Below are 12,834 nucleotides of genomic sequence, written 5' to 3'. Positions count from 1 at the left end.
GGCAAAAGGTGGACCATGGTAGCGCATCCCGAGGGCAAGACAAGCCGCCGGCTTTGCGCTATAAGGCCCGCGCACAGAGTCTGTTCAGGTTCTTGCGCATGCGCGCAGGACGCAGCGGTTGCCAACGCTGGACGTTGCCCATGGGCAGACTCGCACAGCTCAGGAACCCAGCATGCGCCCCTACATTCCCCTGCTCCTCGCCGGCCTGTTGGCCGCCTGTTCCAGCGAGCCGCCGGCACCAGCCAAGCCTGTGGCCCCATCCCCCAAGGTCGAGGCCGCGACACCCGCCCACTTGCGCGAGCTCAGCGGCGTCCTGCAACAGCCGCCAGCCGGCAGCGAAGTGGAGCTCGCGCTGTTGCAAGTCGATGGCCGTGACCGCCCGCTACGCCTGCTCGGCAGCCAACTACTGAATGGCAACGGCGATCCCCTGCCCTTTCGCCTGCTGTTCAACCCCGAGACCTTCCCAAGGGGCGAGCGGGTAGAGTTACGCGCCCGTGTCAGCCAGTCCGGCCGCCTGATCCAGAGGCTCAACCCGTTGCTCATCACCCAGCCCGAAAGCCGCGCCCTCGGCACACTGCAACTGGTACCGGCCCCATGATTGCCCCGCAACACTTGCAGCAGGCGCTCAGTCAGTTGCTCGGCGACGCCCGCCTCAGTGCGGAAACCCTCCCAGGCACCGACCTCAAACTCTGGCTGATCGACGCTGACAACATGGATCGCGCCTTCAGCCCCGAGGAAACCCGCCGCATACTCGAGGAACCGCCCTACTGGTGCTTCTGCTGGGCCAGCGGCCTAGCCCTGGCACGCTGGCTGGCGGAAAAGCCCGACTGGGTCGTCGGCAAGCGCGTACTCGACTTTGGTACCGGCTCGGGGGTTGCCGCCATCGCCGCCGCCAAGGCCGGCGCCGCTGAAGTCGTAGCCTGCGACCTGGACCCTCTGGCCCTGGAGGCCTGCCGTGCCAACGCCGAGCTGAACGGCGTGACGCTCAGCTATTCGGCGGACTTCTTCCGGGAGCAGGATCGCTTCGACCTGATCATCGTCGCCGATGTGCTCTACGACCGCGCCAACCTGCCACTGCTCGACCACTTCCTCACCCGCGGCCGCCAAGCCCTGGTGGCCGACTCGCGCGTGCGCGACTTCCAGCACCCGCTGTACACCCGCCTGGCGGTGCTGGACGCCTGCACCTGGCCGGACCTGGCCGAGCCCGCGGAATTTCGCAACGTGAGCCTGTATCACGCCATTCGCTGACTGTTCAGTGGCGAGCTGCAGATGCCTTTGGGTGCGAATTCCTTCGCAATGGGTCGCGCAGCGGCCCCCTCTGGACGTCCACGGCCGGGTCTTCGACCCGGTTCGCGAATGAATTCGCCCCCACAAGAAACCGCCCCGGCCATGGTAGAGAGCCATTCCGCTGTATCCGTCCAGCCGCTGCCACCTTTATAGTTCGCACATCTCTTGCGCTTTCGAGACTTCAGATGAGCGACAGCCCTTACATCTTCGATACCACCGGCGCCGACTTCGACCAGGCGGTGATCCAGAGCTCCTTCCAGAAACCCGTACTGGTGGATTTCTGGGCTGACTGGTGCGCCCCCTGCAAAGCCCTGATGCCGCTGCTGGCACAAATCACCGAGTCCTATCAAGGCGAGCTGTTGCTGGCCAAGGTCAACTGCGATATCGAGCAGGACATCGTGATGCGCTTCGGGATCCGCAGCTTGCCCACCGTGGTGCTGTTCAAGGACGGTCAGCCGGTCGACGGTTTCGCTGGCGCGCAGCCCGAATCGGCTATCCGCACGATGCTTGAACCCCACGTGCAGCAGCCGGCCACGCCCCAAGGCAACCTGCTGGACAGCGCCCAGGCTCTGTTTGCCGAGGGTCGCATCGGCGAAGCCGAAAACCTGCTCAAGCAACTGCTGACCGAAGACAACACCAACGCTGCCGCGCTGATCCTTTATGGACGCTGCCTCGCCGAGCGTGGCGAACTGGGTGAAGCGGAAGCCGTGCTGAATGCAGTGAAGAGCGACGAACACAAACAGGCCCTGGCCGGTGCCCGCGCCCAACTGACCTTCCTGCGCCAGGCGGCCGATCTGCCGGAAGTGGCCAGCCTGAAGTCTCGCCTGGCCCAGGACGCGGGTGACGACGAGGCGCTCTATCAGTTGTCGATCCAGCAGCTCTCCCGCCAGCAATACGAGCCGGCGCTGGATGGTCTGCTCAAGCTATTCGTCCGCAACCGCAGCTATGCCGACGGCCTGCCGCACAAGACCCTGCTCCAGGTATTCGACCTGCTGGGCAATGACCACCCACTGGTTACCACTTACCGCCGCAAGCTGTATCAGGCGATCTATTGAGCAACTGTTCCGCCCTCCCTCGTAGCCCGGACTGAAGTCCGGGCTACCAATTGGCTATCAACCGCGCCAGATGTATAGCGGCGCATCCTCGCCGACCTCTACAAGCACCTGCTCACTGTGACGCAGCCGCACCAACAGGCGCTTGCCCGCTGCCGCACCACCAGCCAGGGCTTCCAGCTCAGCCAACAACCGCGGCCCCTCCATCTGCCCGGCGTCACGCAACAGCTGCTGTGCGGTCTCCCATAACGCATCGCCACGCTCAGTCGGCCTGGCTACCGCACCCGGCGGTACGGCGACCGCCTCGGCCGTCAGGCGGCTGGTCAGCCGGTCCCAGTCCTCGGCATCCATCTCCACCGTAAGATCGACCGGCCATTCCCCGATATGCCCGCGAATACGCAGCATGTCCGACTCCTTCAAAAGACTGTCAGTAATGCTCCCACGCCGGTCATCGGGCGCCAAGCAGGTTGGCCAAGCAAGCAAAAATTGTTATAACGTAACGCTAAATTTCCCGGAGAGCGCTATGCGTCACCTGTTCCTCGCCCTGCCATTTGCCTTGCTACCCCTGACCACCGCCCACGCTCAGCCCTACGGACATGACCACGGTCACGAACAAGAAGCGCACGGCAGCCTTGAAACTCACGAGCATGGCATCGCGCGCTTGAATGCTGCCCTGGACGGAAACACCCTGGAACTGGAGCTGGACAGCCCGGCGATGAACCTGGTCGGTTTCGAGCACGCGGCCCGAAGCGCATCGGACAAGGCCAAGGCCGCCGCTGCCCATGATGAACTGGTGCAGCCACTGGTTCTCTTCGGCATTCCTAACGCGGCAATCTGCGCGGTTGCCTCCCAGGAATTGGAGAGCCCACTGTTCGGCGACGAGCCACACCATGACGGTGAGCCCCATGAAGACCATGCCAAGGGTCACGAACGTGAGCACAGCAACGTTCACGCCCATTACCAGATGACCTGTCAGGCTCCCGACGCCCTGCAGCAACTGGACCTCACGCAACTCTTCAAGCGCTTCCCTGCAACCGAGAAAATTCAGGTACAACTGATCGGTCCGCGGGGGCAACAAGGTGCCGAACTCACCCGCGACAACACCACTCTCAGTTTCTAACCCAACGTAGAACCAGCCGGAGCAACCCGGCTGGCCATCCATGAGCCAGACACTGATCGAACTCCAGGGGCTGGGCTTTGCCTGGCCCGGCCACCCGGAACTGTTGGATATCCCCGAGTTCCGTCTGCAACGAGGCGAAAGCCTGTTCCTCAAGGGGCCCAGCGGCAGTGGCAAAACCACACTGCTCGGCCTGCTGGGCGGCGTGCAGAACCCCAATCGCGGTAGCATCCGACTGCTCGGCCAGGAGTTGACTCAGCTCTCCCCCAGCGCCCGTGATCGTTTTCGAGTCGGCCACACCGGTTACATCTTCCAGCAATTCAACCTGCTGCCGTTTCTCTCGGTGCGCGAGAACGTCGAGCTGCCCTGCCACTTCTCCCGCTTGCGCACCGAACGCGCGCGCCAGCGCCACGGCAGTGTCGACCAGGCCGCCGCAACACTGCTACGCCACCTCGGTCTCAAGGAAGATCTGCTGGGACGTCGAGCTGATGCCCTCTCCATCGGCCAGCAGCAGCGGGTCGCCGCTGCCCGCGCACTGATCGGCCAACCGGAACTGGTGATCGCCGACGAACCTACCTCGGCGCTCGATGCCGATGCCCGCGAAGCTTTCCTGCGACTGCTCTTCGCCGAGTGCCGTGAAGCCGGCGCCAGCTTGCTGTTCGTCAGCCATGACCAGAGCCTGGCGTCCCTGTTTGACCGTAGCCTGTCGCTGGCCGACCTGAATCACGCCGCGCGCCCTCTGGAGGTTTGAGATGTATCTGCTGCGCCTGGCCCTGGCCAGCCTGGCCAACCGCCGCTTCACTGCCCTGCTGACAGTCTTTGCCATCGCACTATCGGTCTGCCTGCTGCTGGCCGTGGAGCGTGTCCGCACCGAAGCTCGCGCCAGTTTCGCCAGCACCATCAGTGGCACCGACCTGATCGTCGGCGCCCGCTCCGGTTCGGTGAACCTGCTCCTGTATTCCGTATTCCGCATCGGCAACGCCACCAACAACATCCGCTGGGACAGCTTCGAAGCCATTGCCCAGGACCGCCGCGTGAAGTGGGCCATCCCCATTTCCCTCGGCGACTCCCACCGCGGCTACCGGGTGATGGGCACCAGCCCTGCCTACTTCCAGCACTACCGCTACGGCCACGGCCAACCGCTGCAGTTGGCCCGGGGCAAGCCCTTCGCCGATATGTTCGAGGTGGTGCTGGGCGCCGAAGTGGCCGAAGCCCTGCATCACAAGCTTGGCGACAAGATCGTCCTAGCTCACGGCGTCAGCACTGTCAGCCTGACGCAGCATGACGACAAGCCGTTCACCGTGGTCGGCATACTCGGGCGCACCGGCACCCCAGTGGACCGCACGCTGCACATCTCCCTCGCCGGCATGGAAGCGCTGCACGTCGACTGGCAGAACGGCGTGCCGGCACGCGGCCAAGGCAAGGTCAGTGCCGAACAGGCTCGGGCGATGGACCTGCAGCCCAAGGCAATCACCGCCTTCCTGCTCGGGCTCAACAGCAAGATCGCCACCTTCGCCTTGCAGCGGCAGATCAACGAGTTTCGCGGCGAACCGTTGCTGGCGACCCTCCCCGGCGTTGCCCTGCAGGAGCTCTGGAGCCTGATGGGCACGGCGGAGAAAGCACTTTTCGTGGTTTCTCTGTTTGTCGTGCTGACCGGGTTGATCGGCATGCTCACCGCCATCCTGACGAGCCTCAATGAGCGCCGCCGGGAGATGGCCATCCTCCGTTCGGTGGGCGCCCGCCCCTGGCACATCGGCAGCCTGCTGGTCCTGGAAGCCGTCACCCTTGCCCTGGCAGGAGCGGCGCTCGGCGTTGCCCTGTTGTACCTCGGTATCGGCATCAGCCAGGGCTATGTGCAGGCCAGTTACGGCCTCTACCTGCCGCTGGCGTTCCCGAGTCTCTATGAGTGGGCGCTGCTCGGCGCTATTCTGGCGGCCGCCCTGTTGATGGGTGCAGTGCCAGCCTGGCAAGCCTATCGGCAGTCGCTGGCCGACGGCCTATCCATCCGCCTGTGAGAATCTGATGAAGCGCAACCTGCTGGCCCTCCTCTTGATCGTCACCACGCCACTCTGGGCTAGTGAGGTGCGTGAGCTGACCTGGTCCGAGATGATCCCGGCGGACGCCCCGCCACCTCCGCCGCCAGCCGCCATCCACGACCTGTCGCAACTCTCCGACGCCCTGGCAGCGGAGTCCGGCCCTGCCGCAACCCAGCAATCGCCGGCGGCCCCTGTGGTCGAGGCGCTGGATAGCCAGGAAGTGAAACTACCCGGCTACATCGTTCCGCTCGATGTGACTGAGGAGGGCCGTGTCACCGAGTTCCTGCTGGTGCCCTACTTCGGCGCCTGCATCCACGTACCGCCGCCACCATCGAACCAGATCGTCCATGTGACCAGTGAACTGGGCGTACGGATGGATGCGCTGTACCAGCCGTTCTGGATTGAAGGTCCGCTGCAGGTCAAGCCCATCAGCAGCGAACTGGCCGAAGCCGGCTACCAGATGGAAGCCAGCAAGATTTACCCGTACGAAACGCCGACCAACTGAGTTGCAGCGGGCCCCTGCGACAATCCGCCGCTCTAGGCCGGGCATCCCGCCCAGCATTGCTCTGGGTCAAAACACGGATACCTGCTGTCAAAGAAACTGCGCCTAGCCAACCAAAATTCAGGACTGACTGGAGCCATCCATGCACAAGCACCTTCTGACCGCGTCTCTGCTCGCTCTCGCCATCGCGTCCCCTCTTGCCCAAGCCCACAAGGCCGGCGACGTGATCGTCCGTGCAGGCGCAGCCACCGTCGATCCCCGTGAGGACAGCTCCGACCTGTCCATCGCCGGTACCAAGGTCGCGGGCACCAAGGCAACTCTGGACAGCGACACCCAGCTGGGTCTGACCGGCACCTACATGTTCACCGACCACGTCGGCATCGGCCTGCTGGCCGCCACTCCGTTCAAGCATGAAGTAGGCGTCAAGGGTCTTGGCGCACTGGACGGCAAGCTGGCCGACATCAAGCATCTGCCGCCGACCCTGACCCTGCAGTACTACCCAATGGAGTCCAGCTCTGCATTCCAGCCCTACGTCGGTGCAGGCCTGAACTACACCATGTTCTTCGATGAAGACCTGACCAGCCAGCGCAAAGGCCAGGGCTTCAGCAATCTGGAGCTGGATGACTCCTGGGGCCTTGGCTTCGAGGCGGGCATGGACTATATGCTGACTGAGAACGTGCTGCTCAACGCTGCGGTGTGGTACCTCGACATCGACACCGAGGCCACCACCAACCTGGCCGGTGTTGGCAAAGTGAAAGTGGACGTGGACGTGGACCCGTGGGTCTACATGGTCGGTGTCGGCTATCGCTTCTAACCGAGCATTCCCTGGGGATATCCCCGTTCAAAGGCGCCTTCCGGCGCCTTTTTTGTGGGCACGAATGCGAGGAAAAACACTGTAGGGAAGAAATCATTTGCCAAGCAGAGCAAAGGTCTGCCCTTTGGACTTGTAGGGGCTGCCGCGCAGCCCTTGGCGAATGAACTCGCCCCTACAAGATAAGTCCCTGATACCGGCTCAGCGGCCCAGCAGGCGAGCAACACCCACGCCCAGCGGCGTCGCTTGCGGGAAGTCGAAGCGCTGCAACAAACGGGCATTGCAAGCTCGCGAGTGACGAATATCCCCGGCGCGCGGTGCGGCATAGGTGATCGCAGGCAACCCGCCCAGCACTCCCTCGATGGCCGCCAGCAACTGCTTGAGGCTGGTGGCCTGGTTGAGGCCGACGTTCACTGCACCGGCTTCGACAGCAGGCTGCTCCAGTGCCTGCACCAGCACTTGCACCAGATCGCCGATATAGACGAAATCGCGAGTCTGCTCGCCATCGCCGAACACCGTGATCGGCAAACCGGCCAGAGCGCGCTCGGTGAAGATGCTGATCACACCCGAATAAGGCGAGGACGGGTCCTGGCGCGGCCCAAAAATATTGAAAAAACGGAAAACCGCCGGCTCCAACCCATGCTGCCGACGGTAGAAGTCCAGGTAATGCTCACTGGCCAATTTGTCGGCAGCGTAGGGCGTCAGGGGCGCCTTGGGGGTTTCCTCATCAATCGCCTGGCCCTCGCCGTTCTGTCCGTAAACCGCTGCGCTGGAAGCGAACAGTACGCGCTTCACGCCTTGCAGGCGCATGGCTTCGCACACGTTCAGGGTGCCGACGAAGTTGCTCTGGTGGGTCGCCACCGGATCGTCAACCGAAGCCTGAACCGAAGCCACCGCCGCCAGATGCGCGACCGCTTTGCAGCCGGCCATGAGACGTGCCAGCAGGGCCGCATCGGCGACATCGCCTTCGATCAGTTCAAGCCGGGGGTTTTCCAGCGGCAGGTTGCTGCGACGGCCCGTGGACAGGTTATCCAGAACTCGGACGCTGTGGCCTTTGGCAAGCAGTGCGTCGGTCAGGTGCGATCCAATGAAACCGGCACCACCAGTAATCAGGATGGGGGAGTCAGCCATGACGGTAGTAACGATCCAGAAGAGTCGGCAGGGCCGCGCGCCAGGCACGCGGCTTGATGCCGAAGGTATGGAGAATCTTCTTGCAGGCCAGCACCGCATTCTGCGGCTCGTCTGCCGCATCGGGACGGGCCGCGTGGGCCTGGGGCAGGATGTCCTGCACGTTCAGCGGATGCAGGCTGCGCGCCTCACTGAGCAAGGCCTGGCCCAGGGCCAGCGGCGTGGTGGCCTCATGGCCGCCGTAGTGGTAGGTGCCCCAGAGCGGCGCCTGGCAATCGAGCTGCTTGAGCACGGCAAGTAGAACGCGAGCAGCATCATCTGCCGGTGTCGGGTTGCCGCGACGGTCATCCGCCAGGGATATCTCGCCGTCCTTTTCAGCACGCTGGAGGAAGCGGCCAACCGAACCTTCCCGACTGTCATCCAGCAGCCATCCGAAACGCAGCAGCACATGTTTGGGGCATACCGCACGCACGCTCTGCTCCATGCGCCAGAGTGCCTGGCCACGCTGACTGCGCGGCACGGTTTCGTCCTTCTCGCTGTAGGCGGTGGCCCGCGAACCGTCGAACACCCTGTAGCTCGACGGTTGCAGCAGGATGATGCCGTGGTGCTGACAAAGCTCGGCAAGTCGCTCGACGCCACGTTCCTGGGCAGCCAACCGGGCGGCATCGACCGCTTCGGCCTGGAACCAGTCGAAGTAGTAGGCAAGGTTGATCACGGCGTCGGGCCGTGTGTCGTCGAGCAGCTGGGTCAGGCTGGCGGCGTCCCAGCCCTGTTCGGGCGGACGCGGCGCGAGAAAGCCAATGTCTTCTTCGGCGCCGAGGCGAATCAGCGCCTGTCCAAGTGCATTGCCGCCACCCAACAGCATCAAGCGCATTCGCATAGGGAAATCAGGTCGCTCAAGGCCGGTTAGAAGGATCGCGTGGGGTGGGAACCCGCCGCATAAAATTCGCATTCTGCGTGTTTAGTGGCCAGACGTCACTAGCCGCGTGGCGGCTCAGCTCCTCCCGGTGGGCGGAACAAGTGGCCATGGCCAGCGCAATAGAGCGAGGAGTCGGCAAAGCCCTCGGCGCCCAGCACCCGTCCGACCAGAATCAGCGCGGTCCGGCGGAATCCTTTGGCTACGACCTTCGGCAGGATATCGGCCAGGGTGCCGGTTACCTGATCCTGGTCCGGCCAGCTGGCACGATGAATCACCGCTATCGGGCAGGCGGAGCCGTAATGCGGGAGCAATTCGTCGACGATGTTCGCCAACTGGTTGACCCCAAGGTGGATGGCCATGGTCGCGCGGTGGCGGGCCAGGTCGCCCAGTGCTTCACCTTCGGGCATTCGCGTCTTGCTGGCGTAGCGGGTGAGGATCAGGGTTTGCGAGATGTCCGGCAGGGTCAGCTCACAACCGAGCAGCGCGGCGCAGGCAGCGGTGGCTGTCACCCCCGGCACTACTTCGTAGGAAATCCCCAGTTCGCGCAAATGGCGGATCTGCTCGCCGATGGCGCCATATAGAGAAGGGTCGCCGGAATGCACCCGCGCCACATCCTGCCCCTTGCGATGGGCCTCAGCCAGGAGCGCTACGATCTCCTCCAAGTGCAGTTCGGCCGTGTTCACCACCCGCTCGGCGTTATGTCCTTCCAGTACGGCCTCTGGCACCAGCGAGCCGGCGTAGAGAATCACCGGGCAGGTGCGGATCAGCCGCTGCCCCTTGACCGTGATGAGTTCCGGATCACCGGGACCGGCGCCGATGAAATAGACCGTCATGGCTGCTGCGCCTCATCATCAATGCAGGCCAGGGCGCAGGTCGCGCTGGCGCTGCAGCGTTTCTCGATAAGCAGTTCGGCTGATCCGTCGGACAAGGCAAATGCCTGGGCCAAGGCTGCAGCTTCGGCGACACCAGCGCTGCCGGTGGTACGCAGGACCAGGTCCGAAGCTTGCTGGAGTTGTCCATCGTAGGCCGCCAAGCGCGCGCTCGGCAGGCAATGAAGGGGCAACCCCAGTTGCTGGGCCAAGTCATGCAAACCCGGTTCACCGGCCTTGTGCTCGCTGCTGGCCAACGCAACCAGCGTGCTGAGCGGCCGGTCGGCTTCGGCAAGGCACTGCATCAACAGACCCCGAAGCTCTTCGGCCGAGCAGCCGCGCCGACAGCCAAGGCCCGCCACCAACCTCATGGCCGCCCCCTGAAAAAAAACAAAACCCCGCAGGCGGTAACACCGCCTGAGGGGTTGGACTTGCGCAGGCTCACGCTTGAGCGTGCCGCTGGTAGAGCCAGGCAGCCGCCCAACCAAGGGCAACCCAGAACAGCGCGTTAGTAATCAGCGAGGCTGCGATGAACTCATGGGTCAGGGCTTGCGGCGCCAGGCTGGAGTGCACTTCGGGCTGAGGCGCACCCACTACATGAGGAATCAGCAGCAGCGCCAGACCTGCGACGCGCAGGATCCAGTGGCGGCCAAAGGCGATCAGCGCCAGCCCGACGGCAGTGGAGGCGGCGGTGCCGATCCACCAGACCTGGCGCTGAGCCAGATCGGCGGCGGCAGTTCCCGGCAGTTCGGGCGGCAATCCAATGGAAGGCGCCAGCGTGAAGGTGGCGAAACCGCCCAGCCCCCAGAGCAAGCCCTGCCACGCGCGGCTCGGGCCGCGCAGGCTGAACAGTCCGGCGAGGATCAGAGCAAAGCCGACCGCGACCACCAGATTGCTACCTCCGGTAGACAGCGCGCGCTGCCAGCCATCTTCCGGCGCCCAAGCTTCGGCATCGTGCTCATGGCTATGTGCGGCGACGGCGCCGGAAGCCTCATGCTCGTGGGCGTGCTCCACTTGGGCGGCGGGCTCGGCCGTCTCGTAGGTTTCCGCCTGGAGAATCAACGGGGTGACCCACAAGCTCTGCAATAGGGTCAGCAGCACGGCGGCGATCAGACCGGCAAAACCTGCGGTCTGGGCAATACGCTTGATCATCGAAACCTCCTCAGTGGCAGGGGAAGCCGGCACTGTGGCGGGTGTCGTGAGCAGCGTTGTGTACAGCCTCGAGATGAGAGAAGCCGGCGAAGTAGACGAGCGAGAGACCAATCAGCCCGGCGCTGATGGCCAGGACCAGGCGCTTGGTCAGTGAAGACGAGGCGACTGCGGATTGAGACAAGGCGCTGCTGGACATGGAAGTTCCCTCTGCAATGACGACTGATATTGGCAGAAGGGTGCATGCGCGAGGGACGCGGACACAAGCGCGTCCACGCTTCCGGCTTGCGCCCGCCCACCGCGGGTTTGCCAAACTCTGAGCTTCCAGGCCGGTCTCCGGGCTTGCGACGCCTGCATGTTGCAGAGCGGGATCGCCTTCCCATGTCTCAACGACACAGTGGCCTACCGATCCCTACGTTCGCCTACCGTTGCGGGGGCAGCGCCGGACTGGTCCGAGATGGACGCACCGGCTTCCCGTTTCACCCCGCGCGCGACGACGCAGGGCACCTGAAAAAACCGTGCTAGGACACCATGAGTCCGACAAGGCGTCAACTCCCGTGATTGACCGCCGTTGGCGTGCTGCGTAGCCTTCTGCCCTTTCGAGGTTCTCCGACCATGCGTCGGAGCTAAGAGGGAACGTGGTCAAGGCCACGGCTGCCCCCGCAACTGTGAACAGCTGAAGTCTTATCCACAGCCACTGCCCTTGGGCGGGAAGGCGGAAAGACGGCGCACCGCGCCAGGCTGTGAGCCAGGAGACCTGCCTCGCAACGCTTTCTGACAACCGGGCGGGGTGATCCGGTGGCGAATTCAGGCCGGGACCACCCGCGCCTTCGTCCTGCACGCCCGCCGATCCGATCGATTCCCAGCAAAGGGCTGCCGCGCATGAAAACCCTGGCCAAACTCCCCGTCACCATCGTCACCGGCTTCCTCGGTGCCGGTAAGACCACCCTGCTCCGCCACATGCTCGACAATGCCGAAGGCCGCCGCATCGCAGTCATCGTCAACGAGTTCGGCGAACTGGGCATCGATGGTGAGATCCTCAAACAGTGCTCCATCGGCTGCAGCGAGGAAGAGGCCGTGGGCCGCGTCTTCGAACTGGCTAACGGTTGCCTGTGCTGCACCGTGCAGGAAGAGTTCTTCCCAGTGATGCGCGAACTGGTCGCACGCCGTGGCGACCTCGACCAGATTCTTATCGAAACCTCGGGCCTGGCGCTGCCCAAGCCACTGGTACAGGCCTTCCAGTGGCCGGAAATCCGCAACGCCTGCACCGTGGATGCGGTAATCACCGTGGTCGACAGCCCCGCCGTCGCCGCCGGCACCTTCGCCGCACACCCCGAGCAAGTGGATGAACAGCGCAAGCAGGATCCGAACCTCGACCACGAGTCGCCCCTGCACGAACTGTTCGAAGACCAGCTCGCCAGCGCTGACCTGGTAATCCTCAACAAGGCCGACCTGCTGGAAGCCGAAGTCCTGGCTGCCGTACGCGCCGAAGTCGCCGAAGAGCTGCCGCCAGCGGTGAAGATCGTTGAAGCCAGCAGCGGCAAGCTGCCGCTCTCCGTGCTGCTGGGCCTGAATGCAGAGGCCGAACTGCACATCGACAGCCGCCCCACCCACCACGACCACGAAGGGCACGAAGACCACGACCATGACGAGTTCGACTCCTTCCACGTCGACCTCCCGGAGGTCGAGGAACGGCCCCTGCTCGACGCCCTCAGCCAACTCGTGGAGCGCCACGACATCCTGCGCATCAAGGGTTTCGCCGCCATCCCCGGCAAACCCATGCGCCTGCTGATCCAGGGCGTCGGCAAGCGCTTCGACAAGCACTTCGATCGCCAGTGGCTGAATGGCGAAGCCCGTGGCACAAGGCTTGTGGTGATTGGACAGGAGCTTGACCAGGCGGTGATTGCCAATGAATTGAGAACCGCACTCGCCTGATCACTGCGCCCAACCCCTCCTACCGAGCT

16 protein-coding genes and 2 riboswitches are annotated in these 12,834 nt (G+C 64.0%); of the genes, 9 read left to right on the top strand and 7 right to left on the bottom strand.

All coding sequences use genetic code 11. The annotated features are described in order from the left end of the window. Positions 1 to 172: 172 nt before the first annotated feature. The 3 genes from J7302_RS18045 to trxA all read left to right on the top strand — a co-directional run bounded on the left by J7302_RS18045 (position 173) and on the right by trxA (position 2,342). On the top strand, positions 173 to 598 hold the full coding sequence (locus J7302_RS18045) for a YbaY family lipoprotein (protein ID WP_215377764.1): 426 nt from the start codon (positions 173 to 175) through the stop codon (positions 596 to 598). Next, on the top strand, positions 595 to 1,248 hold the full coding sequence (locus tag J7302_RS18040; protein WP_215377762.1) for a class I SAM-dependent methyltransferase: 654 nt from the start codon (positions 595 to 597) through the stop codon (positions 1,246 to 1,248). The genes J7302_RS18045 and J7302_RS18040 overlap by 4 nt, the downstream gene beginning before the upstream one ends. Positions 1,249 to 1,472: 224 nt before the next feature. Beyond that, a complete protein-coding gene (gene trxA / locus J7302_RS18035) occupies positions 1,473 to 2,342 on the top strand; it encodes a thioredoxin (RefSeq protein WP_215377759.1) in 870 nt (289 codons plus the stop codon). Positions 2,343 to 2,399: 57 nt separating this feature from the next. On the opposite strand, the gene J7302_RS18030 is transcribed toward trxA, so the two are convergent. Continuing rightward, positions 2,400 to 2,744, bottom strand: a complete 345-nt coding sequence (locus J7302_RS18030; RefSeq protein ID WP_215377757.1) for a hypothetical protein — start codon at positions 2,742 to 2,744, stop codon at positions 2,400 to 2,402. A gap of 118 nt (positions 2,745 to 2,862) precedes the next feature. On the opposite strand from J7302_RS18030, the gene J7302_RS18025 reads away from it, so the two are divergent. The 5 genes from J7302_RS18025 (at position 2,863) to J7302_RS18005 (ending at position 6,808) form a co-directional block, all read left to right on the top strand. Next, complete coding sequence (locus J7302_RS18025; RefSeq protein ID WP_215377755.1) at positions 2,863 to 3,459, top strand: DUF2796 domain-containing protein; 597 nt, start codon at positions 2,863 to 2,865, stop codon at positions 3,457 to 3,459. 40 nt (positions 3,460 to 3,499) lie between these two features. Continuing rightward, positions 3,500 to 4,207: an ABC transporter ATP-binding protein gene (locus tag J7302_RS18020; protein ID WP_215377753.1), complete on the top strand. Its 708-nt coding sequence runs from the start codon at positions 3,500 to 3,502 to the stop codon at positions 4,205 to 4,207. A gap of 1 nt (position 4,208) precedes the next feature. Further along, positions 4,209 to 5,471 (top strand): ABC transporter permease, encoded by a 1,263-nt coding sequence (locus J7302_RS18015; protein WP_215377750.1) that lies wholly within the window; start codon positions 4,209 to 4,211, stop codon positions 5,469 to 5,471. Between the two features lie 7 nt (positions 5,472 to 5,478). Then, positions 5,479 to 5,997 carry a DUF3299 domain-containing protein gene (locus tag J7302_RS18010; RefSeq protein ID WP_215377748.1) on the top strand — a complete coding sequence of 173 codons (519 nt, stop codon included), beginning with the start codon at positions 5,479 to 5,481 and terminating at the stop codon, positions 5,995 to 5,997. Positions 5,998 to 6,136: 139 nt separating this feature from the next. Then, on the top strand, positions 6,137 to 6,808 hold the full coding sequence (locus J7302_RS18005; protein ID WP_215377746.1) for an OmpW/AlkL family protein: 672 nt from the start codon (positions 6,137 to 6,139) through the stop codon (positions 6,806 to 6,808). A 198-nt stretch (positions 6,809 to 7,006) separates the two neighbouring features. Here the strand turns inward: J7302_RS18005 and J7302_RS18000 are convergent, their stop codons facing one another. The 6 genes from J7302_RS18000 to J7302_RS17975 all read right to left on the bottom strand — a co-directional run bounded on the left by J7302_RS18000 (position 7,007) and on the right by J7302_RS17975 (position 11,069). Further along, complete coding sequence (locus tag J7302_RS18000; protein WP_215377744.1) at positions 7,007 to 7,936, bottom strand: NAD-dependent epimerase/dehydratase family protein; 930 nt, start codon at positions 7,934 to 7,936, stop codon at positions 7,007 to 7,009. Beyond that, positions 7,929 to 8,813, bottom strand: coding sequence for a sugar nucleotide-binding protein (locus tag J7302_RS17995; protein WP_215377742.1), 885 nt, complete (start codon positions 8,811 to 8,813; stop codon positions 7,929 to 7,931). The genes J7302_RS18000 and J7302_RS17995 overlap by 8 nt, the downstream gene beginning before the upstream one ends. A gap of 98 nt (positions 8,814 to 8,911) precedes the next feature. Then, a complete protein-coding gene (gene cobM, locus J7302_RS17990) occupies positions 8,912 to 9,685 on the bottom strand; it encodes a precorrin-4 C(11)-methyltransferase (RefSeq protein ID WP_215377740.1) in 774 nt (257 codons plus the stop codon). Continuing rightward, a complete protein-coding gene (locus J7302_RS17985) occupies positions 9,682 to 10,092 on the bottom strand; it encodes a cobalamin biosynthesis protein (RefSeq protein WP_215377738.1) in 411 nt (136 codons plus the stop codon). The genes cobM and J7302_RS17985 overlap by 4 nt, the downstream gene beginning before the upstream one ends. Before the next feature lie 70 nt (positions 10,093 to 10,162). Further along, a complete protein-coding gene (locus J7302_RS17980; RefSeq protein WP_215377736.1) occupies positions 10,163 to 10,873 on the bottom strand; it encodes a CbtA family protein in 711 nt (236 codons plus the stop codon). Positions 10,874 to 10,883: 10 nt separating this feature from the next. Next, positions 10,884 to 11,069 carry a CbtB domain-containing protein gene (locus J7302_RS17975; RefSeq protein WP_215377734.1) on the bottom strand — a complete coding sequence of 62 codons (186 nt, stop codon included), beginning with the start codon at positions 11,067 to 11,069 and terminating at the stop codon, positions 10,884 to 10,886. A 111-nt stretch (positions 11,070 to 11,180) separates the two neighbouring features. Then, positions 11,181 to 11,396: riboswitch (cobalamin riboswitch) on the bottom strand. 59 nt (positions 11,397 to 11,455) lie between these two features. Then, positions 11,456 to 11,649, top strand: a riboswitch (cobalamin riboswitch). Positions 11,650 to 11,752: 103 nt separating this feature from the next. Here J7302_RS17975 and cobW point away from each other — a divergent pair. Further along, the gene (gene cobW / locus J7302_RS17970; protein ID WP_215377732.1) at positions 11,753 to 12,805 is read left to right on the top strand and encodes a cobalamin biosynthesis protein CobW; all 1,053 of its coding nucleotides are present in this window, start codon (positions 11,753 to 11,755) and stop codon (positions 12,803 to 12,805) included. The last annotated feature ends 29 nt before the right edge of the window (positions 12,806 to 12,834 follow it).

It is taken from the genome of Metapseudomonas boanensis (assembly GCF_018704125.1).
GTDB lineage: Bacteria > Pseudomonadota > Gammaproteobacteria > Pseudomonadales > Pseudomonadaceae > Metapseudomonas > Metapseudomonas boanensis.
Note: the sequence above shows the minus strand (reverse complement) of the source record. Positions and strands in the feature narration are given on the sequence as shown.